Raw genomic sequence first — 23,605 nt, forward strand, 5'->3', positions numbered from 1 at the left:
CCTATCTCTGGTAGCCGGACCAGGACTGCGCCTGGCTACTGTCAAAGGCCAGGGAAACCTCAGGCAACTGCAGGGAGAGGGATCCCAGCTCGGCCAGGGTGGTGCCGGGGTAGTAAAAGGCGAGGATTTGCGCCGCGTTCAACCCCCGCCGCGCCAGGGTGTAGGCGCCGTACTGGCTCAGCCCCACCCCGTGGCCAAAGCCGCCGCCGATAAAGCGGTAGCCTGTCAGCCGCCCGCTCTGTTTCAGGGGTTCCACGCGAAACAGAGTGCTGTACAGGCGGGGAAAAGCCAGGCGCACCTGATCCTTGCGCAAAAGAATCGAGTGGAGCCCTTGGGGCGTCTGCAAGTCCACGTGCAGCGCCTGCACCCGACCACTGACCGAGCGCTCCAGGACGTGCAGCCCCTGGATGGTCATCCACTCGGGGAGAGGGATCCCGAGGTACTCTTGAGCGGCCCGCAGTTGGGCGTTTAGCTCCTCCAGCGACTGAGAAAACTCCCAGCGGAAGAGGCGCGATACCCCTGCTTCGTTGAAACCCTCCCGCCGGGCCAGAAAGGCCTTGAAGTCGCTCTCCTGCCGCAAATCGAAGGGCTGATCGGGCTGGTGGGCGATATCCACCTGCGGGCGCAGGTAGGGGCGCGGCTCTCCGTCCCAAACCTCTTCAAAGCCTGCCGAGATGCCGCCGTTGGTGGAAGAATAAACGGCATCCACCAGCTCGCCCTTGTAGGTGAGCACCAGGCCGCTGGTCTGGCGAATCGCTTCGTCGGCCCGCGGATGGGTGCCGCTCAGCCCCTTGTAAACCTGGCAGTGGGTATTGGCACAGAGGTGGTAGTCGTCGATCTGAAAGCGGTGCAGGTTCTTGAGGGCGTAGGTGCGCGCCAAAATTGCCTGGGCGGCCATGGCGGCAAAGGGGGCCCCTGGCCCCACCTCATGGGGCACCACCCCCCGTAAATAGGTTTCCAGGGGCACGGCGTTGACCACCGTATAGCTGCCGTAGGCATTGGGCTGAATGGTAATGGATCCGGCATAGTAGCGGTCGTTCACCCGCAGATAGCCGGCATCGGAGGTTACCCTCAGGCGGGTGCGATGGTAGCGAAAATGCTCATGTACCCAGCTCAGCTCCGCCCGTTCGCGCCGCTCCTGCACCTCCAGCCGCACCTGAGGGATCCCTTCTTTCTGGGCATACTGCTGAATCTGGATTAGTTGTTGGGGAGTGTAGGCGCGGCTGGCCCACACCTGCCATTCCTGCGGTTGGGCGATCTCGGTGCGGATGCCCAGAGATTCCCAGGAGTTGGCGCTGGCCTCGGCGCTCTCGAAGCTTTTGTGGCTGCTGAGGATGAGGCGGTACACGGTTTCCGGGCTGGCCAGGGCGCGGTTGACGATCCCAACCGTAACTTGTGGGAGCCGCTGCCTCTGGGTGCTGCCGTCTGCCTGGGCAAATTCCAGGGTGAGGAAAGACCCCAGCGGCGCTGCCAGCTCCACCTGATCTTGCTCAGAACGGCCAAAGCGTTGCACAATGCCCACGTGCAGGATCGGGTTTTCGGGGGTGGCCGCTGCAGACAATTGCGCTGGCAAGACAGGATCTTCGGCCTCTTTGCGAACCCCGGTCGCGTCAGCGGCACGGAGCACCAAGGCTGTCAGCAACAGGCCCAAGCCGGAAATGAGGCTGCTCTGTTTGCGCCAGCGGAGCGGAGTCCTTAAAAACCGGCGAGGTTGGGCAGTAGGAGACTGACAACTGGCCATGGCCGCTTTATCCTGACAACACACCCTGTCGATTGTACCCGCATCTTTTCTGGCCTAGCCGCAGCGATGGATGCTCCTCTCCCCTCTACCTCCCTGCTTTTTACCGGAAACGACGGTGGATTCTCGAACCTGCCTCCTCCTGCTCTACGCAAGGGATCCGGCTGGCGGTTGGGCTGGGATCCTGGGCGCTCCCCTTTTGTGGCCCTGGTGGGAGGAGAGACTTGGGCGTTGGAGCTAACCCTAGAAGAATGGCAAGCATTTGTGCAGGGGGTGTATCGTCTGCAGCAGGATATGGAAGCTGTCGCCTCCCAACTGATGGCCGAGGAGAGCATTACGCTGGAGCAGACCTTTCCTGCCCTCACGTTGGTTGCCAGTGGCAGCGCCACTGCTTGGGGCCTCTATCTCCAGTTGCACCAGGGCCGGCGGGGTGAGGGTTTCTGGCCAGCAGAAGTTGTCCCGGAGCTGTGTCGTGCCCTCGACCAATTCCAGGAGTGCTGACCCGCCGCCGCTTGCAGGTTTTGGGGAGGAACCCAAGGCAACTCAGGTCAAACTCCAATCAATTGCTGAAGAAAAGATACTTGATAAACCCTGAGGCCACCCCAACGACTAGGGCCACGATCGCGCCGCGGCTGATGAACTCCTGTTGGTCAAGCCGCTTGCTGTAGCCATCCATTTTGCCGCTTAGCTCCGCGATTTTCACTTCCAGGCTGCTACGGCTGAGGTCGATCTTGGCTTCCAGCTCGTTGCGAGTGAGGTCGATCTTGGCTTCCAGCTCGTTGCGAGTGAGGTCGATCTTGGCTTCCAGCTCGTTGCGAGCGCCTTGGATCTTGCTCTCTAGGTCGTTGCGAGTGAGGTCGATCTTGGCTTCCAGGTCGGTTTTGACCAGCCGGATCTCGCTTTTGATCTCCGTCACCTGGATTTCCAACTTGCGGTCGATTCCCTCCAGCTTTTTGTCCAAAGCCAGGATGAGGTCTTTAATTTCTTGATTGGGATCCGACATCCGCAGTTCTGCCCAAGACCGCTGGCTCCTATTATCGCCTAAGGGATCCCTCCTCAAACTGGCGGCTCAACCGTTGCCACGATGTCGCGGATGACGGCCTCTGCCTCCTGCCGTCGGTTGCTCGTCATGTCCCCAGATCCGGCCAAAGAAATGCGATGGGCCAGCACCGGCACAAACAAAGCTTGCAGATCTTCCGGTAGGCAAAAGCTCCGCCCTCTCACCAACGCCTGCGCCCGTGCTGCCCTTGCCAAGGCCAACGCCCCGCGGGTGGACACGCCGGCCCGCAACAGTCTGGAGGCACGCGTCGCCTGCACCACCTGCAGCAGATAGTCGGCCAGGGATCCATCCAGGTACACCTGATCCACCGCCGCCTGGATCTCCCGCAGCTCCGCCAGGGAAAGCACCGGCTGGAGAGCCTCCACCGGCTCTGCCTGCTGTCGCTGCAGCAGCAAAGCCCGCTCCACCTCAGGGCTGGGGTAGCCGATGGACAGCCGCACCAGAAACCGATCCAACTGGCTTTCCGGGAGGGGATAGGTGCCGTGATACTCCAAGGGGTTTTGGGTGGCCAACACCATAAAGGGACTGGGCAGCGGGTAGGTGCGGTTGTCCAGCGAAACCTGCTTTTCCGCCATTGCCTCTAGCAGGGCACTCTGGGTGCGGGGAGAGGTGCGATTGATCTCGTCGGCCAGGATGACATGGGCAAAAATGGGGCCTGGGCGAAATTCAAACTCCCCTTTCTCTTTGTTGAAAAGGGTGAGGCCAAGAATGTCAGTCGGCAAGAGGTCGCTGGTAAATTGAATTCGCTGAAACTTGGCCCCCAAGCTGCGGGCAATGGCCCGCGCCAACGTGGTTTTGCCTACTCCCGGCACGTCCTCCAGGAGGACATGGCCTTCCGCCACCAGGGCCGTCACCACGGCCTGCACCACCCGTGGCTTGCCTTGAAACACCGACTCGACGTTGGCGATCAGCTTGCCGATCTGCTGCCGCAAAGTTTGCAATCGCTCCGCCGGGATCCGCGCTGAACCGGACAGGGTGCCAACACTTGCCATAAACCACTCCCAAAGGGGCCTATTCCACCATACAGGCCCAACCCACCGGCAACCCAAAGGGGATCCCACAAAACCCCGGTGGAAAACCGGAGTATCATAGACCTGATCCTTGCAGGAAGGATGGGTATTTTGGAACTGTCTTGTAAAAGTGAGTACGCTCTCCTGGCCCTTCTGGAGTTGGCCCAGCACTACCATGACGGCCGGGTATTGCAGATTAAGGAGATCGCAGCCCACCAGTCGATTCCCGACCGCTATCTGGAGCAGTTGCTGGCCACGCTGCGCAGGCAGGGCCTGGTACGTAGCCAGCGGGGCGCCAAAGGAGGTTACTCTCTGGCTCGACCGCCCTGGCAGATCTCCCTATTGGACATCATTCAGGCCATCGAGGGAGAAGATCTCACCCGCCCCCGCGACTTGCCCAGCGGCGATCTCTCGCCGGAGCGCCAGGTGCTCTGGCAGGCTTGGCAAGATGCCCAGGCGGCAGCGGTGGGCATTCTCCAAAAAACGACCTTGCAAGACCTCTGCGACCGGCAGGCGCAACAGCAACAGGCCAGGTTGATGTACTACATCTAGAGGAAGCTGCCGGTGTCGATGCCCTGGGCTTGGCCTCCTCTCAAGAGGGTGAGTACCTCTTCCCGCCGAGGCGGACGAGAGGGGCTGGGATCCCTGTCAAGTTTTGGGTTATCCTGAAACCCATTGCCTCTTGAATTGCTTCCTTTGCATTCCATGACCTTTCGCTCCCCTCGCTCTCAGGCTGCCGATACGTTTTCTTCGGAAGATTTTGCCAAGGCTCTGGAGGCGCAAAGCCTTGACTTTCGACCGGGACAGGTGGTGCGAGGCCGCATCTTCCAGCACCAGAACGATGGGGCGCTGGTGGATATCGGCGGCAAGTCGCCGGCCTTTTTGCCCCTGAAAGAAGCCGGGATCCGCTCAGGAGAGGATTTGAGCGAGCTTTTTCCCCTCAAAAGCGAAGCCGATTTTCTCATCTTGCGAGAGGACTCGGAAGGGCAAATCGTACTCTCGGCGCGGCGGCTGCGGCTGAAGCGACTTTGGGAGGAGCTGGCCGAAAAACAGACCAACGGCCAGACGGTAACTGCCCTGGTGATCGGCACCAACAAGGGCGGGGTTCTGGTGGACGTGCAGGGGCTGCGGGGCTTTATTCCTCGCTCGCATCTCAACCAACGGGAAAATCTAGAAGAGCTGGTGGGCCAATCGCTGACCGCCAGTTTGTTGGAGGTCAACCCCGCTGCCAACAAGCTGGTGCTCTCCCAGCGAGTAGCGCGACAAGCTGAGAGCCTGGGAATCTACACCACCGGTCAGGTGGTGCGGGGCAAGGTCAGCGCCCTCAAGCCCTTCGGCGTTTTCGTGGAGCTGGAGGAGGGGGGCAGCGGGCTGTTGCCCATCAAGCAGGTCAGCCAAAGCTTTGTCGCCTCCTTATCCGACTTGTTCCAGCCCGGTCAGCCGCTCAAGGCCGTGGTCATCGATGTGGATGAGGCCAAAGGGCGGGTAGCGCTCTCTCTGCGGGTGTTGGAAAAATACCCCGGCGAGGTGTTAGAGCAACTGGCCCTCATTACCGAGGAAGCTGAAGAGCGGGCCGGCAAACTGAAGGGGAGAATCACGTCCGAGGGCAAGGTCATTTAACCCATACCGACTGCCAAGGCGCTCCTGGGCGAGCCTTCCGGATCCCTGGGCTGGGCCTCACCCAAGACTTGGCGCCGATCCCCCAATCCCGCCAGCAGCAGGGGACCTTTCGTAGCCACCGGCTGTGGAAACAGCACCCCTTATCCCTGATGCTCAGCTTCCCTCTCCCTCTGGGAGGGGGGCTGGATCCTATGTCCTGCCAGCATCAACTCCCTGGCACTGCGGAGCCCTGGGGGGCTGTTTCAAACTTGTACAGAGTGGCAATGCCGTGAACAGCAACTGAGGCTGGGGTGTTGTCTATACGCGATGCTGGCGCAACAGAGATGAAGAGATTTCCTTACCAATCCTCCGCTATTGCGTTTCCGTGCAAATCTTAGGTTGGAAATGCTCAAATTAGGACACAGCAAGGGTTTTAGCTATTGCCGCCACTGAGGAAATAGCCAGAATAAGAGTAGCTATTGACCCAGCAATGGGCGCTACGACAACTTGGTGAATGCACGATGTTTCCCTCTCTGTTGACCCCACGCACAGCCGGCCTACTCCTATCGGGAGCCGCACTGGGCATCCACTGCCAGGTGGCCATGGCCGCTCCTTTTCGCGACACCTTTGGCCACTGGGCGCAAGCCTATATCGAGACCCTCTCCTCTCAAGGGGTGTTGAACGGCTTCCCGGATGGCACCTTCCGTCCCAACGAGCCGGTGACCCGCGCTCAGTTTGCCACCCTTGTCACCACTGCCTTTCGCCTTCGCAACACCTCTGGTACCTTCATCGGCTTTCGGGATGTGCCTCCCAGCCACTGGGCGGCCAATGCTATCTCCACGGCGGCAGCCAACAACTTGGTGGCCGGCTTCCCAGACGGCACCTTCCGACCCGAACAGCCCGTTACTCGCACCGAGGCGCTGGTGATCCTGACTAACGCCCTTGGCAACACGAGTGCCATCCCCGCGGCTCAGCCGAGCGAGCTGTTCAGCCGCTACCGCGACGCGGCAGCCATTCCCAACTGGGCCCTGGCACAACTTGCAGCCGCCAACCGTGCCGGCCTGATTGTCAATTACCCGGATCCTATGCTTTTGGAGCCGAACCGCCCTGCCACCCGTGCCGAGGTGGCCGCTTTTACCCACCAGGCCCTGCTCAATCGGGGATCCCTGGTGGCCCAGAACCCGAGCAGTTGGGTTTCCACCCCCCCGGCGGGCTTTGACCTGCGCCTTTCCACGCTGGCGGCGGGCACCCTGATGCAGACCACCACCCCCTTCAACGAGCGCCTCTTCATCGCCCCCAACGAAACTCGCCCCCTGTCCTTGATCGTCCGCAACCCGATTCGCAACGCCCAGGGGGATATTCTGGTGCCTTTCGGCTCGCGGGTGGATGGCCGCTTTGAGCCGGCCCCAGGGGGCACCCGTTTTGTGGCGGAAAGCATCATCGCCAACAACCAACTGTTCCCCTTGGCTGCCCAATCGGACATCATTCACGATGTCAAGGATCCCCGCTACACCACCACGGGCAAAATCATCCAAGATGCGGCCATCGGCGCGGCAGCGGGCGCCATTCTCGGCTTGGTGACCGGCGACAATGCCATTGCCACAGAAGAAGTGCTGGGGGCTGGGGTGGCCGGAGCGGTGATCGGCAACGTCACGGCGCCACAGGTGGTAGTTTTGGATCCCAACCAGGTGATCGAGCTGCGCCTCACCCAGGATCTGGCGCTGGTCCCTCAATCCCGCTAGCGGCGCGGGGGTGTCCGTTGCAACAAGACACAGGCGATACAACTTCGTCACCGTCTTTCCATCGGTGAAGCTGGGCGTTGCCTCGATCCCCAACTCCGTATCCCCCCGTACACGGGGGGATATAGGGGGGGCCGGGGTTGGGAGTGAGGGCAAAAGGCTATCTTCTCAGCCAATCCAACAGAGTCGTTCCCCCCAGCCACAGGCCCACCAAAATGGAAGTGGTCAGCAGCCCCGCCGCCACACAGATCAGGGATCCCAAGCTGCACAGGATCCCGTCCTCTTCGAGGAGGCCAAAGGCGGTGACGAAGACCCCCATCGCCGGCAGGGTGTTGGTGCCGGGCACGGGAATGATCATGGAAATACCCATCAAGCTGATCAAGGTGCTCAGCCAGACCTGGCCCAGGCGGCTGGTGCAGACTGGTTGCCAACGGGGGCAGGCAACTTTTTCAATGCGCTGCAACCACGGGATCCCGGCCTGCACCCACTTTTGAAATTGCTTCCGTTCAATGGATGTCTGCAGCACCCATGGCGGCAGCCAGGGGGTGGTTCGCCCCGCCAGCATTTGTAGGGCCAGCAGCAGAATAACCACGCCAAAGGGAGTGGAATAGCCAGGAGCTGGCAGAGGCAGAGCAGAAGGGAAGGAGAGCACCGCCAAAAACAAGCCAAAGCTGCGCTCGCCCGCCAGTTTGAGAATCTCTTCAAGGCGGATGGGTGGGGATCCCTCTGGGTAAGGCTCGGGCTGCTCTGGATGGGCGGGAAGGCAGGCAAATCGGGCCAGCTCTTGCGATAGACGAGCCATAGGGGGGGGCTGCAAACGGTTTGGGAGCCAACGATAGCCTACTGCAAATCCAAGGTTTGTTGGATATCTTGAACAAAGGGGTGGTCTTGGAGGGGTAAGATGAGCGGCGAAGCGCTGGGCAAAAGGTTGGCTAGCGGTAGCCTTGGAGAAGGTCTGGGGAAGCATGCTCCGCTCAGCAAGGGAATAGGCAGGTTGGGGGGGACGCTGTTGCTGGGATCCCTGTTGGTGGCAGGGCGCGGTGTGGCCCTGGCCGAAGCGCAGTTGGAGGTGGGTACCTCCACCACCTTGCCCCCGCAGGCGGCGCCGCCGGTGTTGCCTCCCCCGCCGGTGGGAGTTCGACAAATTAGAGAGGATACCGATCCTGAGCAAACCGCCGATATGCCCCTTTCCCTTCTGGCCGAGCAGGTGCTGGAGGCGGTGTGCGAAGCGCAAATCGATCCCCAACGGGCCCTGGCCCTCATGCCCGACCTGAGCGAGTCCCACATCCGCGCTGCCTGTCCCAAGCGGCTGGCCCCCCAGTCCCTCCGTAGACGGGGGGATATAGGGGGGGGAGTACAGGCCGGTCAAAGCTTGGCGAAATTGTAGGGAGCGGTGAAATTGTTGTAGCGAATGCGCAGCCGTCCCTGAAAGGCTCGATCCAGCTCCTCCACTTTTTGGGCAAAAGCCGGCTCATCTTCCCAGTTGATGAGAAACGAGCTGTTGTAGGCCATGTTTTCCGTAAGCAGCTCTCCCTCGACGCGATCGCTGGCCAGAGAGCCGAGGGCGGCTGTGAAGGTTTGGGCAATGTGTTGGCGCCGTTGCTCCAGCATTTGCTCCAGAGCCTGCCCAATTTCCACTACTGCATCTAGCCCCAAGGGGGTGCCAGCCATTTCGTCCCGCCGGGCTTTCAGGGCCGGGTTTTCCTCTAGCCCCAATTGGAGCTCTTGCTGGGGATCCCAGAAGACTTTTACCCCCACCTCCCGTTTGCCCTCCAGGCGCTGCAGCAGGGCCAGCAGATCGGCCAAGTGCGGTTTGATCAAATCCTGCTCTACCTGATCCCAGCCGCTCACCACCAGGCCAAATTGCAGCGGCAGCAGGGCGCGGTATCCCTCGCTCATCACGGTTTCTAGGACAGCTTCGTGGGCCAGCAGATTGGCCCGGCTGGCCAAGTAGCGCTCCTGGCGAGCCTGGGAATAGAGAAAGGCCAAAGATCCCAGCACGTGAATCCCCACCGGCTGCTTGTCCAGCCCCACCACATTCAGGTGGCGCGGGCCGGGGGCAGCGACGATCCCGTAGAGATAGAGGGTGCTATTGGGATTTGCCGTTGGCATGGCTGCGAGCATCTCCGATCAACCAGGTGAGGTTGGACTCTTCCGTGTCGATGGCATTGCCATCGGAGGAAATACAGTAGCGACCCATCACCATCTGGTGGCGCAGGGTAACTCCTGCAGCGATTTGGGTGTAGTTGAAGATGAGGCTGCCATCCAGCGTACACCCTTCGTTCAACACACAGCCGTAGCCAATGGCTGTGGGGCCGATGAGCTTCACCCCGTCTGCCAGGTAAGTGCTGGCCCCAATGTAGACCGGCGGCTCGATATGGATGCGATCCCAGTTGGCGCGGATGTTGATCCCCGTCCAGACGCCGGGCCGAATCTGGATCCCGGGCACCTTGACCCCCTTGATCTCGCCGCGCAGCACCTTCTGTACCGCCAGCCAGTAGTCAGGGGTACGGCCAATGTCCACCCACTGGAAGTCGGCCTTGAGGCCGTAGAAGGGGGCGCCGGCTTTCACCAAGGCGGGGAAGAGATCGCTGCCGATGTCATAGGGGCAGCCGGGGGGGATGTAGTCCAGGACTTCTGGCTCGAACACGTAGATGCCGGTGTTGATGGTGTTGCTGAGGGCCTCTTCCTGCCTGGGTTTTTCTTGGAAGGCGGTGACCCGGCCCGTCGCATCGGTTACCACCACGCCATAGCTGGAGACTTGGCTGGGATCCACCTCTCGCAACACCACCGTGGCCAATGCCCCCTTAGATTTGTGAAAGTTGACCACCTGGGTCAGGTTGAGGTCGATCAGGGCATCGCCGCAGAGCACCACGAAGGTGCTGTCGAAAAAACCGGAAAAATCCTGGATCTTGCGCATGCCACCGGCGGATCCCAGGGGTTCGGCCACCGGCTGGCCGTTCTCGAAGTGGCCCTCGAAGGAAAAGCCGATGTGTACTCCCCACTGCTGGCCATCGCGAAAGTAGTCTTCGATCTGGTGAGCGAGGTGGCTGGTGTTGATCATGATTTGGTCGAACCCATGTTCCCGCAGCAGCTCCACCAAGAACTCCATGACCGGCTTGTGCAAAATCGGGATCATCGGCTTGGGCATCATGTAGGTGATGGGCCGTACCCGCGTCCCTTTGCCGGCTGCCAGGATCATGGCTTTCATGCCGTCCTCTCTCCTCCGGGTCTATCGTCTCCTGACTTTATCATCCCAGGATCGGCAGTCTGGATAACAGAAGAGGGTTTTCGCTCTGGGCTGGCCCCCCAGTCCCCCCGTGTACGGGGGGATAGAGGGGGGAATCGCCGCCAAGAGGCCGATCCTCTACAATCGAGGGGAAGCAACGCCCGCAACTGCTCTGCCGCTGTCAAGGCTTGACTCTCTATCTAGCCCTGGCAAGAGCAGGGATCCCGGACATCCTTCTATGTCGATGGCTTTCGGCCTCAGCCCCGCCCCGCATCCCGATACCCCAGGTTGCCGTTCCGCCGGCCAGCCGATCACCATTGCCCTGGCCAAGGGAGCCTTGCTGGCCGACGCTATCCGCTGCTTGCAACAGGTGGGGATCGATTTCAGTCGCTTTTTGGATCCCGGCAACCGCCTGCTGCGGATTGAATCGCCCACCCAGCTCAACGGGCAACGCTACGAGGCGCTGCTGGTGCGCAACCACGACGTGCCGGTGTATGTGGAGTACGGCCAGGCCCAACTGGGCATCGTCGGCTACGACGTCTTGCGGGAGCGCTATGCCGGCAGCGAGGTGCGAGTGGCCCACCTGCTGGATCTGAAGTTCGGCCACTGTCGCATGTCGGTGGCTCTTCGCCAAGAAAGTCCCTACACCTCGGCGGCCCAGTTGCCTCCCCATGCCCGCGTGGCTTCCAAGTTTGTCGGCTGCGCCCGCGAGTATTTTGACCGGTTGGATTTGCCGGTGGAAATTATCTCCCTCTACGGCTCAGTGGAACTGGCTCCCATCACCGGCATGGCCGATGCGATTGTGGACTTGGTGGCCACCGGACGTACCCTGAGGGAAAACGGCCTGGTGGAACGGGACTGCCTTTTCGAGAGCACCGCCCGCTTGATCGCCCATCCCACCAGCTACCGCGTCAACCAACAGCCCATCGGCGAGCTGGTGAACCAGATTCGGGAGCGCTGGCTGGGATCCCTGGTGGCGAGTGGCCCGCTTTGAGGGGGCCGCGAGGTCTTTGTAGAAGGGCAGGGGTCGGCAATCCAAGAAGTAGGAAAACGCAGCTACCCGACAGCTCTGCCTGGCCAGGAAACTTCTGCAAGCCCGGCCAAAGAGGGGATCACTATTGCGTACAATAGGGGCATTCGGGCTTATTTTCCCCAGCAGCATTGAGATTAAAACAGGTTTTTCGAGGTTGATTATGCGGTACCGTCCACTACTCGCCATCCTGTTGGCGCTCTGTTTGAGCGTCTTCGCCCTGCCGGCGGAGGCGGCCAAGGCCCCCTTAACCTACGACCAGATCCGCAACACCGGCAAGGCGGCCATATGCCCTTCCGTCTCGGACGATGCCCGCGGCCGCATCGAGGTGCCCAAGGGGGGATCCCTAAAGTTGACAGACGTCTGCTTCCAGCCGGTGCAAATTGAGGTGGAAGAAGAGAAACGGAACGGGGAAAAAGAGTTTATCAAGGCCAAAAACATCATGATCTCGGCAGCCACGCTGGGGCCGATTAAGGCTGAGGTCACCCCCAAAGACGGCGGGTTGGAGCTCAAAGTGGTGGACGGGATCACCTTTCAGCCGACCACCGGTCAGTTGCCCCGCCGCGAGCTGGTGCCATTTTTGTTTAGCGTGAAAGATTTGGTGGCCACAGCTCAGGGCTCCGCCATTGACCCCTCGACCGACTTTGAAGGGGAGTTCTTGGTGCCCGGCTACCACACCAGCACCTTCCTCGACGCGCGCGGGCGCGGCTCTAACACCGGCTACGACACAGCCGTAGGGCTACAGGCGGCCAAGGACGACTTCGCCACCAACCGCAAGGTGGACGAGGTTTCGCGGGGGAAACTGTCGCTGCGCATTGCCCGCGTGGATCCCAGCACGGGAGAGATGGGCGGCTCCTTCGTTAGCATTCAGCAGTCCAGCACCGAGCAAGGGGCACTGGAACCCCGCACCGTCCGTGTCCAGGGCTTGTTCTATGCCCGCCTGGCGCCGGAGTCTTGAAGAGAGCAAATTTTGGGCTTGAGGGGGCAGGGATCCGGTCGATCCCTGCTCACTCCTGTTGATACTCTGTCTGTCTGGGTTTGCCTGTTGGGGAAGAGGGCGGCGATGGCAGGATCCCACAGCGTTTGTTTTGATCGGGCTGCCGACTTTTACGATGCTACCCGCAGCTTTTTCCCCGCTGTAGAGGAAGAGATCGCCGATGCCATCTTGGCGACAGGGGGAGCCACTCCTGAGACCTATTTTCTCGAGGTGGGCATTGATTCGGCGTGGCTACTCCTATTGCGGCGTCGATATTTCTAAACGGACGTTAGCTGAGCAGGTGGAAGCCTTCTCAAGGGGCTCATGTGCAGCAGGTAGCGGCGGCAGGTAGGTGTCTGCGCATCCACCCAGAGCCAGGCAAGTCTTGTAGGAAGGGTTTTCTTGTGGACATTGCGGCTGGAGGGGTGACGCCGACCTGAACGGTGCAAAGGTTACCGCCCTTTTGGGGCGTTCTATAAACCAGCCCCCCTGCCCCGCGTATACGGGGGGGTTCGGGGCTTGCTTGCTCTCTAAGCGAGCATGCTTCAGGGCTACTGTTCGCGTCAGCCGGACGGAGTCCTTCAACCCCATCCGCTTACGCGGGGCCGCACTTCTCTGGCTCGGCCTGCCCTCAACTTCCCAGACCTTCAGGGTAACCTTGCTAAGATTTCCATGGCAGGGATCCCGGGCTATGCAAGGCGTACTGCTGATCCTTTACATGTTGTTTGTCAGTGGCCTGATTGCCGTTGTCGGGGATCGGGTCGGGTATCGGATTGGCAAAAAGCGCCTCACCTGGTTTAACCTGCGTCCCCGCCACACGGCCGTTTTGGTAGCCGTGATTACCGGCGTGAGCATCTCGGCGCTGACCTTGGGCACGCTGCTGCTCCTCAACCGCTCTCTTTCGGAAGCCCTGTTCAGCTACACCAACCAAATTGCCCAGGCAGAGCAGGAGCTGCGGGCCCTCAACCGCCAGAAAGCTCTGCTGGAAGCGGAGAATGCCACTCTCAGAGCCGAGCGAGACCGCCTCAAGCTGGATCTCGACCAATTTCGCAGTCAGCAATCGGCAGCCCAGACACGCCTGAGCGAAGTCCGGGATCAACTGGCTATGGCGCTACAAGAGCGGCAAGAGGCGGAGGCGAAGCTGGCGGCAGCCAACGAGCAACTGGCCCAAGTGCAGCCCGGCCTGGAGCGGGCCCAGGCGGAGTTGGAGGCGGTGAAGGCAGAGGTGGAGGCGGCCCGAAAGATGATTGCCGATCTGGAGTCGCAAAAGCAGGCTCTGCAACTGGATCGGGATCAACTGGAGCGCTCTCTGGATACGGCGCAGACGGCCCTGAGCCAACTGGAAACTCAAAAAAAGCAGCTTGAGCAGGAGATCGCGCAGCTCAACCAGTTAGCGGTGCGGCTGCGGCGGGGAGAGCTGGCCATTCTGGCGGGAGAAGTCCTGGCTACAGGAGTTGTGCAAACGCCAGCAGGGGCAGACCCGGCGGCAGTCCGGCGGCAGTTTGAGCGAGTTTTGGCCCAGGCAGAACAGCGGGCCCTTGCCCTCGGCTCCCGGCCCATCCCCCCTCTGGAGAACGCCATCCTCATCCGCCGCGAGGAGGCCGACCAAGCTCTGGAAAAGTTGAAGGAACCTGGTAGCTGGGCAGTGCGCATCCTCTCCCTCACCAATCGGCTTAAGGGAGAGCCTGTGCCTGTGCTGGTGGAGATTTACCCCAACCAGCGCATCTTCGCCAGGGGATCCGTGCTGGCGCAGGGTGTAATCCAGCCAGGCTTGAGCGAGAACGAAATCCAACAGCGGCTGCTGGAGCTCCTCAACCAGGCCAATCAGCGCTCCCAGGCAGAAGGCCTCCTCTCGGATCCCATCACCGGCACTGTCGGAGAATTCTCGCAGGTCAAGTTCTTGGAAGTTGTGCAGCATCTCCGCCAGAGCACTACCCCCCTGGATGTGAAGCTGGTTGCTGACACCGACATCTACACGGCGGGGCCGCTGCGGGTGAGTTTCCTGATGGCGGAGGCCTCTGGCCAGCAGGGCACCACCCCCGTTCAGCAGGCGGGGCAGATTGGGGGATGAGGGATCCACTCCATCTGGGCGGGCTGGAAGAGGGGCGAGTGCTGATGGGTTTTGACCCGGGGCGGGACAAGTGCGGCCTTGCCGTGGTGCAAGTTCAGCCGGCGTGGCAGGTCTTGCATCGGGAGGTGGTCTCAGCCGGGGAGGCCTTGGCCAGGTTGCAGGCCCTCTGGCAGCAGTTTGGGGCGGAGCGGCTCATCCTGGGAAATCAGACAACGGCGCGAGGCTGGAAACGGCAACTGGAGTCGCTCCTCCCACCCCAACAGATTGTTCTGGTGGACGAGAGGCACAGCTCAGAAGAAGCCCGGCGGCGCTACTGGGATTTTTACCCACCGCGGGGATGGGAGCGGCTGTTGCCCAAGGGGATGCGGGTGCCGGACAAGGCTTACGATGATCTGGTGGCCCTGATTCTGGTGGAGCGGTACTGGCGTGGGCAAGCAAGGGCTGAGCCGACGTGAATTTCTGTACGGGCTCCTGCTGGGGCTGGCGGTGGCCGGCTGTGGCGGGCCTAGGGGCTCTCTGCCCCTCATTCTCGCCCTTAAACAGGGGATCCCGGCCAGCTTGGTGAACGAGTTTCGCCGCCGCACCCAGGTTCGCTTTCGGCTGCAACTGTTGGACGAGCGGGCCCAGTTGCTGGCCTACCTGCAGCAGAGCGTCCAGCCGCCTGAGCTGGCCTGGTGGGAGCCGGGGAGATGGTTCCGGCGACAGCCGCCAGCAGCGGCCCTGAGCCTGTTGGGAGCTGACGTCTTGGATCGGGCCATTGCTGCCGGTTGGCTGGATCCCTTGCCACCTGACCTCTTGGGAGAACGGTGGCAGCACTTGGATCGCCGCTGGCAGGCTGCTGCCCGGCGAGAGGGGCAGATCTGGGGCGTGCCCTGGCGCTGGGGGGTAACGGCCATTGCCTACCGCCGCGACCGGGTGAGCGACCCCATCCGGGACTGGGCGGATCTGTGGCGGCCTGAGCTGGCCGGCAAACTCACCCTGCCCGATCACCCCCGGGAGGTGATCGGGCTCGTCCTCAAAAAGCTGGGCCGCTCCTACAACGATCCCCTCGATCCCGAAGAGGCCGAACTGCGGCGAGAGCTGGGATCCCTGCACCGCCAGGTTCTGGCCTATACTTCCGCCGACTACTTGCCCATGTTGCGCCTGGCCGATAGCTGGGTGGCTGTGGGCTGGTCGCAGGATCTCTATGCCACCCAGGCCAACTACCCCGAGCTGGAGGTGGCGATCCCGGCTTCGGGATCCGCCATCTGGTGGGATGTCTGGGTGCGGCCGCATAGAGCTCACAACGCTTCCCCAGAGCTGGAAGGATCCCTGCTGGCCGACTGGATTGACTTCGTCCTAACCCCAGAGTTCGCCCCCCGCCTGGTGAACTTGAGCGGGATCCCTTCGGTTTGGCCGCTGGATTTGGCCCAACTCTCTCCTCGGCTGCGTCGCAGGGCTGACTTTCAGCCTTCTACCTGGGAGCGCGCCGAGATTTGGCGGCCTCTGAGCCCCGCCGAAGCCGAGTCCTACCTCCGCCTCTGGGACCAGATGCGGCGCGGCCTCTTGTAGCCCGGCTTTTTCCGACCCCGGCGGCCAAGGTGTGAGAACCGGCAAGTCTAGGGAGGCAACCAGGACCCTCTACTTGTCCTTTTTGCTCTTTTTGCCCGCTTTGGGTGTCTCCGCGACGGCCTGTTCCAGTTGCAAGCCAGCAGGGTCTGTGGCCGCCTCTGCAGAAGGCTCAACCGCCTCAGGGATCCCAGACGCCTCTGCTTCTACAGAAGGGAGAGCTGCCTGCGGCTCTGTTGCAACCTCCCCCTCAGCTTTCGCATCGACAGGAGGCTCAACTGCCTCGGGGATCGCGGATCCCTCTGGCTTCTCGGCCTCAAACTCCGTCTCCGGCACCCCTGCCCTAGCCGACTCAGACCTCTCCTGCCGGTCTTCACCCTCAGAGCGGGGCGAAAGGGTGGGCGGTTCGGTGGGGTTGCCTTCGCTATCGACCCAGTTGACCGTGGTTTGGGACTTCAGCCAGGCCATCACCTTGTTGGCGAGCAGATCTTCGTGGACTGCTTGGCGGACTCGCTCCCGATCCAGCTTCTGCCCTTGCTGCGCATAGGCCGCCATCACCTCTTCCACCTCGACTTCCAATTCGTTGGGGCCTACGGCAATCTGCTCCTGCCGGACGATAGCGCTCAGAGCCAAGGTGCGCCGCAGCCGGTTGATGGCCTCGGGCCGGTGGCGCTCCATCAACTGGTTGAGAGTTTCCGGCGGCAGTTGGGACAAGAACTTGCGGATCTCTCCCGGCGTGACCCCTTGCTGCTGCTGCAGCGACTGAAGGCTTCGGGCCAGCAGTTGTGTCGTTTCTTGCTCGACTAGGGTCTCCGGCAGATCCACCTCGGTGGTTTCCAAGATGGCATTGAGGATGGCCGTCTCCAGGTTCTCCTCAGATTGCCGCAGGGCATCTTGCTCGAGGCGCTTTTGCAGGTGTTCCCGCAGTTCGGCCACCGTCTGAAACTCGCTGATCTCCTGCACAAAGGCGTCATCCAGCTCCGGCAGCTCTTTGGTCTTGATCTCTTTGAGGCAGACGGTGAACGTAACCGTTTTCCCGGCCAACTCTTTTCTGAAGTAATCGTCGGGGAAAGTAGCTGTGATCTCCTTGGTTTGGTCGAGCTGCATGCCGACCACGCCCGCCACAAAACCAGGGATGAAGTTCTCCTCTTTGAGCTCCAACTGAAAGTCCTGGGCGGCGATTTCCTCCAGAGGATTGCCCTCGGCATCGCGGGCTTGAAAATCGATCACCACCACATCCCCCAACTGGGCGGGCCGATCCTCCACCGGCAAGAGGGTGGCCCGCTGATCCCGCCACCGGTCGATGAGCTGGTCGATCTGTTCGGGCTTGACGGTGACGCGGGTGGCCGTGACGGTCAGGCCCTTGTATTGGCCGACACGGGCTTCGGGGTACACCTCCACATACCCCGAGAAGCTGAAGTCGGCCTCCGGGTTGAAGCGATCCAGAAGCTGCTCCACCTTGTCGTCCAGCTCGAAGCGGCTGATGGGATGCAGTTGGGTGTCCTTGAGCGCCTGTTGGATGGCCTCGTTGATCAGGTCATCGACGGCACTGGCCATGACGCGCTCGCGGCCCACCTGGCGTATCACCAGGTTGCGGGGAGCTTTGCCCTTGCGAAATCCGGGGATCTGGATATTCCGCTCCAGTTGGCGCAAGGTTTTTTCGTAGGAGCGCTTAACCTGGTCGGCTTCTACCACGATCTTGAGGCCAACCCGGCTGCCAGGACGTTTTTCTTGTGTGACCTGCATAGGAAGTGATGGGCTAGTGGAAGAGGCAAGCAGAATTTCAATTTTACCCCAACTGCTTGGAGATCGACGGGATCCATTCGGAACAGTTCTAGGCAGGGGATCCCTCTGTGGTGACTTCCTTAACGTCCTGAATGTCTTCCTGGGGCTCGGCACGCTTGCTGGGGGGCAGTTGCTTGACTTTGGCTTCCAGCTCCACCACCATTTCCTTCAGCTCGCTAATGGTGACTTCCTTTTCTTGCAACTGCCGATTTTTCTCGCGGGCTTCGATGCTGAATTGGAGACGCATCCAGAGGCTATAGAGCCAGGCAAGGGCGGCCCCGATCCCGGCAGAGGCCAACAGTTCGATCGCCAGCGGGCTTTCAACGCTGACGCCGGGGGCAAAGGTAATCGTGACCGGGCTGGCGTTTTGCATGGCGAAAAGAGCGATTCCCAGGAGGGCCGAGAACAGGATCAGGTAGTTGAACAGTCGCATGCTTTTCTCCTCAGAGGGATCCACGACGGCTTGCCAGCACCAGAATACCCACAAACGGGGGTTGATTTGTTGGCCCAAGAGATCTCAGAAGAACCAGCCATAGCTGTGTAAGCCTTTGCCCAGAAAGTTCACCCCCAGATAACACACCCAAACCACCCCAAAGCCCAAGCTGGCCAAGAGAGCGGGGCGCTTGCCCTGCCAGCCTTTGGTGATGCGGGCGTGCAAATAGGCGGCAAAGACCAACCAGGTGATCAAGGCCCAGGTTTCTTTGGGATCCCAGCTCCAGTAGGTGCCCCAGGCTTCGTTGGCCCAGACGGCGCCGGCAATGATGCCGATGGTCAGCAGCGGGAACCCCAGCCCGATTAGCCGGTAGCTGGTGTTGTCTAAGATTTCCGCCAGGCTCAGCCGTTGCAGCGGGATCCCTTCGGGTGCCGGTTGGGGAGGGGGTTCAGCCGGTCGGGGGGAGCGGATCCCGGCGTAGACCAGTTCTGCAGCGGGCGATGGCAGGGTGGCTTCTGTCCATTCGGGGTGGGTTGCAGGCTGGGAGGGTCCAAATTGCAGGCCGAGGGAGTTGCCCTTTAACTGAACTTCCTGGCCGCGGGTGACGATGAGAAAAGCGATGGCCAAAAGGGATCCCACCAAGAGGGCTGCATAGGCCAGAAGCATCACCGTTACATGCATCATCAGCCAGTTGGATTGCAAAGCCGGCACCAGTGGCTGGGCCTCCTGCATATCTGCCGGCAGGGCCAGGGCGGCAAAGGCCACAACGCCCGTCGCCAGCGGGGCGGTCGTCACCCCCACCCAACGGCTACGAGTCCAGTGGAGAGCCAGCAGATGCAAGGCGGTGATCCCCCAGGCCAAGAAAAACAAAGACTCGTACAAGTTACTCAAGGGGAAATAGCCGGCATCGATCCAGCGGGCCGTCAGCAGGGCGGCGATCGTCAAGTTCGCCCCGATCATCCCCGCCAAGCCCAGCTCCGACAGAAGCTGCACCTGGGGAAACGCTGCCCCGCCCCAATAAAACAGCATGGCCCCTAAGCAAACGGCAAAGGCCACGTTGTTGAGCAAAGCCTGCCACTGAGCTAGATCCAGGCCTGCAAGGGCCGTTATCGCCAACACAGCCATACCTGACCTCAGAAGTTCTCCTGACCTGGCTTGGGCCAGACCGCTGATCCCATTCTAGGGCGGGGGAGGGGATCTTCCCCAAAGGACACATGCTGGTAATGTGGGGATGGCTTATCTGCAGCTCGGCAGGATACCGAAAGTGTTGGGATGTGAGGCTCATGCAAAGACACGCGGGAAAGGCCAGAACCTGGAGATGGGGATGGTGGATGGCTCTGGTGGCGGCTCTTGTGCTGGTCGCTTGCGCTGGATCCCCGCTTGAACAGCCCCAGGAACAGCTACCTCAGCTCGAGCGGGTACCGGTGCCGCCGGAGATCGCCAAGCTGGATGCCTACTTGGAGCACTGCCGTCCGCGAGTACAGATCCTCAGCCCCCAACCCGGAGAGGTGTTGTCGGAGCGGCAAGTAACCGTTCGCTTTGCGGTGCAGGGGTACCCGCTCTTTAAAGATCCGCAACTGGGCCTTGGCCCCCATCTGCACGTGGTGCTGGACAACCGGCCCTACATCGCCCATTACGACGCCGATGCTCCCCTCGTTTTCGAAGATTTGGAGCCGGGATCCCATACTCTGCGGGTGTTTGCCGGCAAGCCCTGGCACGAGAGCTTTAAAAACTCCGAGGCCTACGCCCAGGTCAGCTTCCACGTGCTCGCCTCCACACCGGAATATGTGCCGCAACCGCAGTTGCCCCTGCTCACCTACAACCAGCCCAGCGGCAGCTACGGTGCCGAGCCGATCTTGGTGGATTTTTGGCTGGCCAACGCCCCGGTGCGCGAAAGTTTGCTGACCGACCTGCCGCGGGATTGGCGCATCCGCTACACCCTCAACGGCCAGTCCGGCCTGCTGGATCGCTGGGAGTCTTTTTACTTGAAGGGCTTGAGGCCCGGTCGCAACGTGATGGTGGTGGAGCTGGTGGACAGCAAAGGGGATCCCATCCGCAATGTGTTCAACAGCGCTGCCCGCGAGATCACCTACACCCCCGGGGGCCAAGACACGCTCTCCAAGCTGATCCGCGGCGAGCTGAAAGCGGAAGAGGCCCTGGCCATTGTGCAGCCTCAGCCCACGCCGACCCCAACACCCACCCCGACGCCGACGCCCAACCCGACGCCGACACCCACCCCGACGCCGACACCCACCCCGACGCCGACACCCACCCCGACGCCGACACCCACCCCGACGCCGACGCCCAACCCGACACCCACTCCCGCGCCGCCTCGCCAGCCTCGCTTTCAGCTGGACCGTTCCCGTCCCACCGCAGAAGGGATCCCGGCTGTTCCCGCGCCACCGCCCGTAGGGCTCACTCCTGAACCTGAACCCAGCCCAGAGCCCTCTCCGCAGCCTGTCCCCACTTCAACTCCCCAGCCTGTGGCTACACCTTTGCCGCGCGTCACCCCCATCCCCTTCCAGGAGCGGCGAGTGCGACAGCAGGGGTTGCGGCTTTTCCCGCCTGGGCTCCATAGCCCCTACTCGACGGATAACCTGTAGTACGATGGCGGCTCGAAGACTTGACTCTATGGGTAGTGTCTGAGATCCAAAATTTATCTTGATTTACTCTAAACTTGGGGCAGCCAAGACGATGGCTTTTCCTTGGGATCTGCCTTGGCTGGTTTGGGGTTGAGGCTCATTGACAACTCTCTCTGAAATCAGCCTCAAAAGGTTTCAGAAATGGATTAGCAGGCTGTTTGATACCTTGCCGGGCCAGCCTCTCCGATAGATTTCTACAGACAAAATAGGCATCTGTAGCGATGTAGAGTGTATCAAAAAACATGTTTCTTATCTCAGTACAATCTGGTTAACGATTGAGAGAGCATGACCGATCTTGCTTGCTTTTTTCTGTCCTATTGATTTAAGTTTTGAGTAACGGAATCGCCTTATTTTAGTAACATCTGCCCGTAAATCGGCGAGCTGACAGAGGCCGGAACTGAGGAACCGCTGGCGGTAGCTCAAGGACAAGACTCAATAAATTTAGTGAATCAAATAGCCGCTGAAAGTCTGGATTTTAGGTTGCCAAAACCTTTACGGAAAGGCTTTTCTACTGGTATGAATAAAGTGCTGTTTGCAGCAAGGTCGGCTTCGTACTGTGGGAAGCAAGCTTGATGCGACAGCAGAAGCGAAGATTCTGACAGGGCATCAACTTATGGTGTGGGGTTTGATATGGCGGAGAATCTTGAGCTGCAAGACGCAGTGGGGCGTTTTTTAAAAATCATTGGGCGCTACTCGTTGCTCACCGCTGAGGAAGAACTGCATCTGGCCCACCAAGTGCAGCGGATGATGGCCCTTCTGGAGCAGCGGCGGCAGCACGAGTCGCTGGAGGATTGGAGCCGACGGCTGGGGATCCCTTTAGAGGAGCTGCAGCAGATCCTGCGGCAGGGGGAAGCGGCCAAAAAGCGCATGGTGGAATGCAACCTGCGCCTGGTGGTGTCGATTGCCAAGCGCTACCGCAACCGCGGCTTGCCGTTCCTGGATCTGATTCAAGAGGGCACCATTGGCCTCACCCGCGCCGTGGAAAAATTTGATCCCACGCGGGGGTACAAGTTCTCCACCTACGCCACCTGGTGGATCCGGCAGAGCGTGAACCGCGGCATCCAAAACAAAGGGCGCCTGATCCGGCTGCCCGCCCACATGTACGAGAAGGTCTCCCAGGTGAAGCGGCGCTACCGCGAGCTGTCCGCTGAGAAGGGATCCCGGCCTGCCGCAGAGGAAGTTTTCGATTCGCTGGATATTGGCGACAACTACCGCGAACTGATCACCCGCCACATGGCCGAGATCCGATCCCTTAATGTAGGGGTAGGCGACGAGGACGGCACCGAGCTGCAGCACTTTATCCCTGACGAGGACAACGATCCCATCGAACATCTGAATCGGGTTGCCCATTGCGAGGAAGTGCGCGCCCTGGTGAGCCAACTGAGCGAACGCGAGCAGCAGGTAATTGTGGCCCGCTATGGGCTGGATGGGTCGAAGGGCCTGACGTTGCGGGAGATTGGGGAGCACATCGGTCTTTCGCGGGAGCGAGTCCGGCAAATTGAGCGGCGGGCCCTGCGGAAATTGCGGCGGCTACAGCAGGAATACTCCACCCCCAAGGCCGGCAGACAGCTCAACTCCCCAAGCTAACTGGAGCCTGCCCTCTGTAGAACGGCTTCTTCACCACTTCAGCAGGACGGCGCTGGCCCCGAATCTCAATCTCTAGCCGGGATCCCACCTTAGCCCAAGTTGAATCCACATATCCCAGGCCGATGCCATAGCCCAAAGTGGGAGAATGGGTGCCGCTGGTTACCCGGCCGATCGGCTCAGGGGAGTTGGGAGCGTAGATGGCATAGCCGCGGCGGGGAATGGCTCGCTCCAACAGCCGAAACCCCACCAGACGGCGCGGGATCCCTTGCTGGCGTTGGCTTTCGAGGGCAGGCTTGCCGATGTAGTCCCCTGGATTGCTGACCAACCAGCCCAGGTCGGCTTCCAGGGGGGTGGTGCTCTCATCTATGTCTTGCCCGTAGAGACAGAAAGCGGCCTCCAGGCGCAGCGTATCGCGGCAGCCCAGTCCACAAGGCTGTACCCCCGCCTGCACCAGTTGCTCCCAGAGCCAAAGCCCGTCGGCAGGGCCGAGCAGGAGCTCAAAGCCATCCTCTCCGGTGTAGCCGGTGCGGGCCACAAAGACCCCTGCCCCTGAGGATCTCTCTTTTCGAGTCGCAAACTGCCCGTGTTGAAACCGGCGCAAAGCCCTCAGGGATCCCGCCAAAAAAGGCTGCAAAACCTCTTCGGCTGCCGGCCCCTGCACCGCCAGCAACACCTGAGACTCGGTGTGATCTTGAAGTTCCAGGCCGGGGATCCCCTGCTGATGGAGCCACTCCCAGTCCTTTTGGCGGGTGGCCGCGTTGACGATCAGGCTCCAGTGCTCCAGCTCGCCTTCTGGTGGGTGCCGGTAGAAGATGACATCGTCCACAATGCCCCCTAGGGGGTTTAGCAAAACCGTGTAGCGAGCGGATCCCACCGCCACAGCGCCCAGATCGCTGGGCACCAGACGGCTGAGGTGGGATCCCAGCTCCGGCCCCCAGAGGTCGAACTTGCCCATGTGGGAGATGTCGAAGACGCCTGCCCGCTCCCGCACCGCCCGATGCTCAGCCACCACCCCCTGATACTGCAGCGGCATTTCCCAGCCGGCAAAGGAGACAAACCGCGCCCCCAAGGCTTGGTGCAGGGGAAACAGGGGGGTGCGTTGCAGGGGAGTTGAGCTCATCCACGGATCTCTAGGAGTCAAGGACTAGAATAAACGCA

Annotated in this window: 23 protein-coding genes; 13 read left to right on the forward strand and 10 right to left on the reverse strand. The window is 61.1% G+C overall.

The window, feature by feature from the left end; genetic code table 11:
• Position 1 precedes the first annotated feature (1 nt).
• On the reverse strand, positions 2-1,765 hold the full coding sequence (locus CYA_RS05735) for a SpoIID/LytB domain-containing protein (protein ID WP_228375468.1): 1,764 nt from the start codon (positions 1,763-1,765) through the stop codon (positions 2-4).
• Positions 1,766-1,807: 42 nt separating this feature from the next.
• On the opposite strand from CYA_RS05735, the gene CYA_RS05740 reads away from it, so the two are divergent.
• Positions 1,808-2,239: a DUF1818 family protein gene (locus CYA_RS05740; protein ID WP_049749741.1), complete on the forward strand. Its 432-nt coding sequence runs from the start codon at positions 1,808-1,810 to the stop codon at positions 2,237-2,239.
• A gap of 58 nt (positions 2,240-2,297) precedes the next feature.
• On the opposite strand, the gene CYA_RS05750 is transcribed toward CYA_RS05740, so the two are convergent.
• Entirely contained in the window at positions 2,298-2,741 is a 444-nt protein-coding gene (locus tag CYA_RS05750) for a hypothetical protein (protein WP_011430087.1), read from the reverse strand.
• Between the two features lie 53 nt (positions 2,742-2,794).
• Positions 2,795-3,790, reverse strand: coding sequence for an AAA family ATPase (locus tag CYA_RS05755; protein ID WP_011430088.1), 996 nt, complete (start codon positions 3,788-3,790; stop codon positions 2,795-2,797).
• A 129-nt stretch (positions 3,791-3,919) separates the two neighbouring features.
• Here CYA_RS05755 and CYA_RS05760 point away from each other — a divergent pair, with 129 nt between their 5' ends.
• The 3 genes from CYA_RS05760 to CYA_RS05770 all read left to right on the forward strand — a co-directional run bounded on the left by CYA_RS05760 (position 3,920) and on the right by CYA_RS05770 (position 7,149).
• Positions 3,920-4,360 carry an RrF2 family transcriptional regulator gene (locus CYA_RS05760; RefSeq protein WP_011430089.1) on the forward strand — a complete coding sequence of 147 codons (441 nt, stop codon included), beginning with the start codon at positions 3,920-3,922 and terminating at the stop codon, positions 4,358-4,360.
• Positions 4,361-4,513: 153 nt separating this feature from the next.
• Positions 4,514-5,428, forward strand: coding sequence for a S1 RNA-binding domain-containing protein (locus CYA_RS05765; protein WP_011430091.1), 915 nt, complete (start codon positions 4,514-4,516; stop codon positions 5,426-5,428).
• A 515-nt stretch (positions 5,429-5,943) separates the two neighbouring features.
• Positions 5,944-7,149 carry an S-layer homology domain-containing protein gene (locus CYA_RS05770; RefSeq protein WP_228375469.1) on the forward strand — a complete coding sequence of 402 codons (1,206 nt, stop codon included), beginning with the start codon at positions 5,944-5,946 and terminating at the stop codon, positions 7,147-7,149.
• Between the two features lie 157 nt (positions 7,150-7,306).
• Here the strand turns inward: CYA_RS05770 and CYA_RS05775 are convergent, their stop codons facing one another.
• A complete protein-coding gene (locus CYA_RS05775) occupies positions 7,307-7,948 on the reverse strand; it encodes an exopolysaccharide biosynthesis protein (RefSeq protein ID WP_011430093.1) in 642 nt (213 codons plus the stop codon).
• A 192-nt stretch (positions 7,949-8,140) separates the two neighbouring features.
• Here CYA_RS05775 and CYA_RS05780 point away from each other — a divergent pair, with 192 nt between their 5' ends.
• Positions 8,141-8,533, forward strand: a complete 393-nt coding sequence (locus CYA_RS05780; RefSeq protein ID WP_041438250.1) for a hypothetical protein — start codon at positions 8,141-8,143, stop codon at positions 8,531-8,533.
• Here the strand turns inward: CYA_RS05780 and CYA_RS05785 are convergent.
• A complete protein-coding gene (locus CYA_RS05785) occupies positions 8,512-9,258 on the reverse strand; it encodes a GvpL/GvpF family gas vesicle protein (RefSeq protein WP_041438253.1) in 747 nt (248 codons plus the stop codon). The genes CYA_RS05780 and CYA_RS05785 overlap by 22 nt on opposite strands.
• The gene (locus CYA_RS05790; RefSeq protein ID WP_011430095.1) at positions 9,236-10,357 is read right to left on the reverse strand and encodes a sugar phosphate nucleotidyltransferase; all 1,122 of its coding nucleotides are present in this window, start codon (positions 10,355-10,357) and stop codon (positions 9,236-9,238) included. The genes CYA_RS05785 and CYA_RS05790 overlap by 23 nt, the downstream gene beginning before the upstream one ends.
• 262 nt (positions 10,358-10,619) lie before the next feature.
• Between CYA_RS05790 and hisG the strand changes: the two genes are divergently transcribed.
• The 6 genes from hisG to CYA_RS05820 all read left to right on the forward strand — a co-directional run bounded on the left by hisG (position 10,620) and on the right by CYA_RS05820 (position 16,003).
• Positions 10,620-11,369: an ATP phosphoribosyltransferase gene (hisG, locus tag CYA_RS05795; protein WP_011430096.1), complete on the forward strand. Its 750-nt coding sequence runs from the start codon at positions 10,620-10,622 to the stop codon at positions 11,367-11,369.
• 199 nt (positions 11,370-11,568) lie between these two features.
• Positions 11,569-12,363, forward strand: coding sequence for a photosystem II manganese-stabilizing polypeptide (locus CYA_RS05800; RefSeq protein ID WP_011430097.1), 795 nt, complete (start codon positions 11,569-11,571; stop codon positions 12,361-12,363).
• A 105-nt stretch (positions 12,364-12,468) separates the two neighbouring features.
• Complete coding sequence (locus CYA_RS05805; RefSeq protein WP_041438255.1) at positions 12,469-12,663, forward strand: hypothetical protein; 195 nt, start codon at positions 12,469-12,471, stop codon at positions 12,661-12,663.
• Between the two features lie 409 nt (positions 12,664-13,072).
• On the forward strand, positions 13,073-14,452 hold the full coding sequence (locus CYA_RS05810) for a DUF3084 domain-containing protein (RefSeq protein ID WP_011430099.1): 1,380 nt from the start codon (positions 13,073-13,075) through the stop codon (positions 14,450-14,452).
• On the forward strand, positions 14,449-14,907 hold the full coding sequence (locus CYA_RS05815) for a Holliday junction resolvase RuvX (protein ID WP_049749742.1): 459 nt from the start codon (positions 14,449-14,451) through the stop codon (positions 14,905-14,907). Before CYA_RS05810 ends, CYA_RS05815 begins: the two co-directional genes overlap by 4 nt.
• Positions 14,879-16,003, forward strand: coding sequence for an extracellular solute-binding protein (locus CYA_RS05820; RefSeq protein ID WP_011430101.1), 1,125 nt, complete (start codon positions 14,879-14,881; stop codon positions 16,001-16,003). The genes CYA_RS05815 and CYA_RS05820 overlap by 29 nt, the downstream gene beginning before the upstream one ends.
• 69 nt (positions 16,004-16,072) lie before the next feature.
• Here CYA_RS05820 and tig read toward each other — a convergent pair whose 3' ends face one another.
• The 3 genes from tig to ccsB all read right to left on the reverse strand — a co-directional run bounded on the left by tig (position 16,073) and on the right by ccsB (position 19,310).
• Positions 16,073-17,746: a trigger factor gene (gene tig / locus CYA_RS05825; RefSeq protein ID WP_011430102.1), complete on the reverse strand. Its 1,674-nt coding sequence runs from the start codon at positions 17,744-17,746 to the stop codon at positions 16,073-16,075.
• Positions 17,747-17,834: 88 nt separating this feature from the next.
• Positions 17,835-18,218 carry a LapA family protein gene (locus CYA_RS05830; RefSeq protein ID WP_011430103.1) on the reverse strand — a complete coding sequence of 128 codons (384 nt, stop codon included), beginning with the start codon at positions 18,216-18,218 and terminating at the stop codon, positions 17,835-17,837.
• Between the two features lie 84 nt (positions 18,219-18,302).
• Entirely contained in the window at positions 18,303-19,310 is a 1,008-nt protein-coding gene (gene ccsB, locus CYA_RS05835; protein ID WP_041438997.1) for a c-type cytochrome biogenesis protein CcsB, read from the reverse strand.
• A 239-nt stretch (positions 19,311-19,549) separates the two neighbouring features.
• On the opposite strand from ccsB, the gene CYA_RS15620 reads away from it, so the two are divergent.
• A complete protein-coding gene (locus CYA_RS15620; protein ID WP_148203183.1) occupies positions 19,550-20,821 on the forward strand; it encodes a hypothetical protein in 1,272 nt (423 codons plus the stop codon).
• Positions 20,822-21,490: 669 nt separating this feature from the next.
• Entirely contained in the window at positions 21,491-22,447 is a 957-nt protein-coding gene (locus tag CYA_RS05845; RefSeq protein ID WP_011430106.1) for a sigma-70 family RNA polymerase sigma factor, read from the forward strand.
• On the opposite strand, the gene gcvT is transcribed toward CYA_RS05845, so the two are convergent.
• Positions 22,431-23,567, reverse strand: coding sequence for a glycine cleavage system aminomethyltransferase GcvT (gene gcvT, locus CYA_RS05850; RefSeq protein ID WP_011430107.1), 1,137 nt, complete (start codon positions 23,565-23,567; stop codon positions 22,431-22,433). The two genes, CYA_RS05845 and gcvT, sit on opposite strands and share 17 nt — an antisense overlap.
• Positions 23,568-23,605: the final 38 nt, after the last annotated feature.

This window comes from Synechococcus sp. JA-3-3Ab (genome assembly GCF_000013205.1).
Classification (GTDB): domain Bacteria; phylum Cyanobacteriota; class Cyanobacteriia; order Thermostichales; family Thermostichaceae; genus Thermostichus.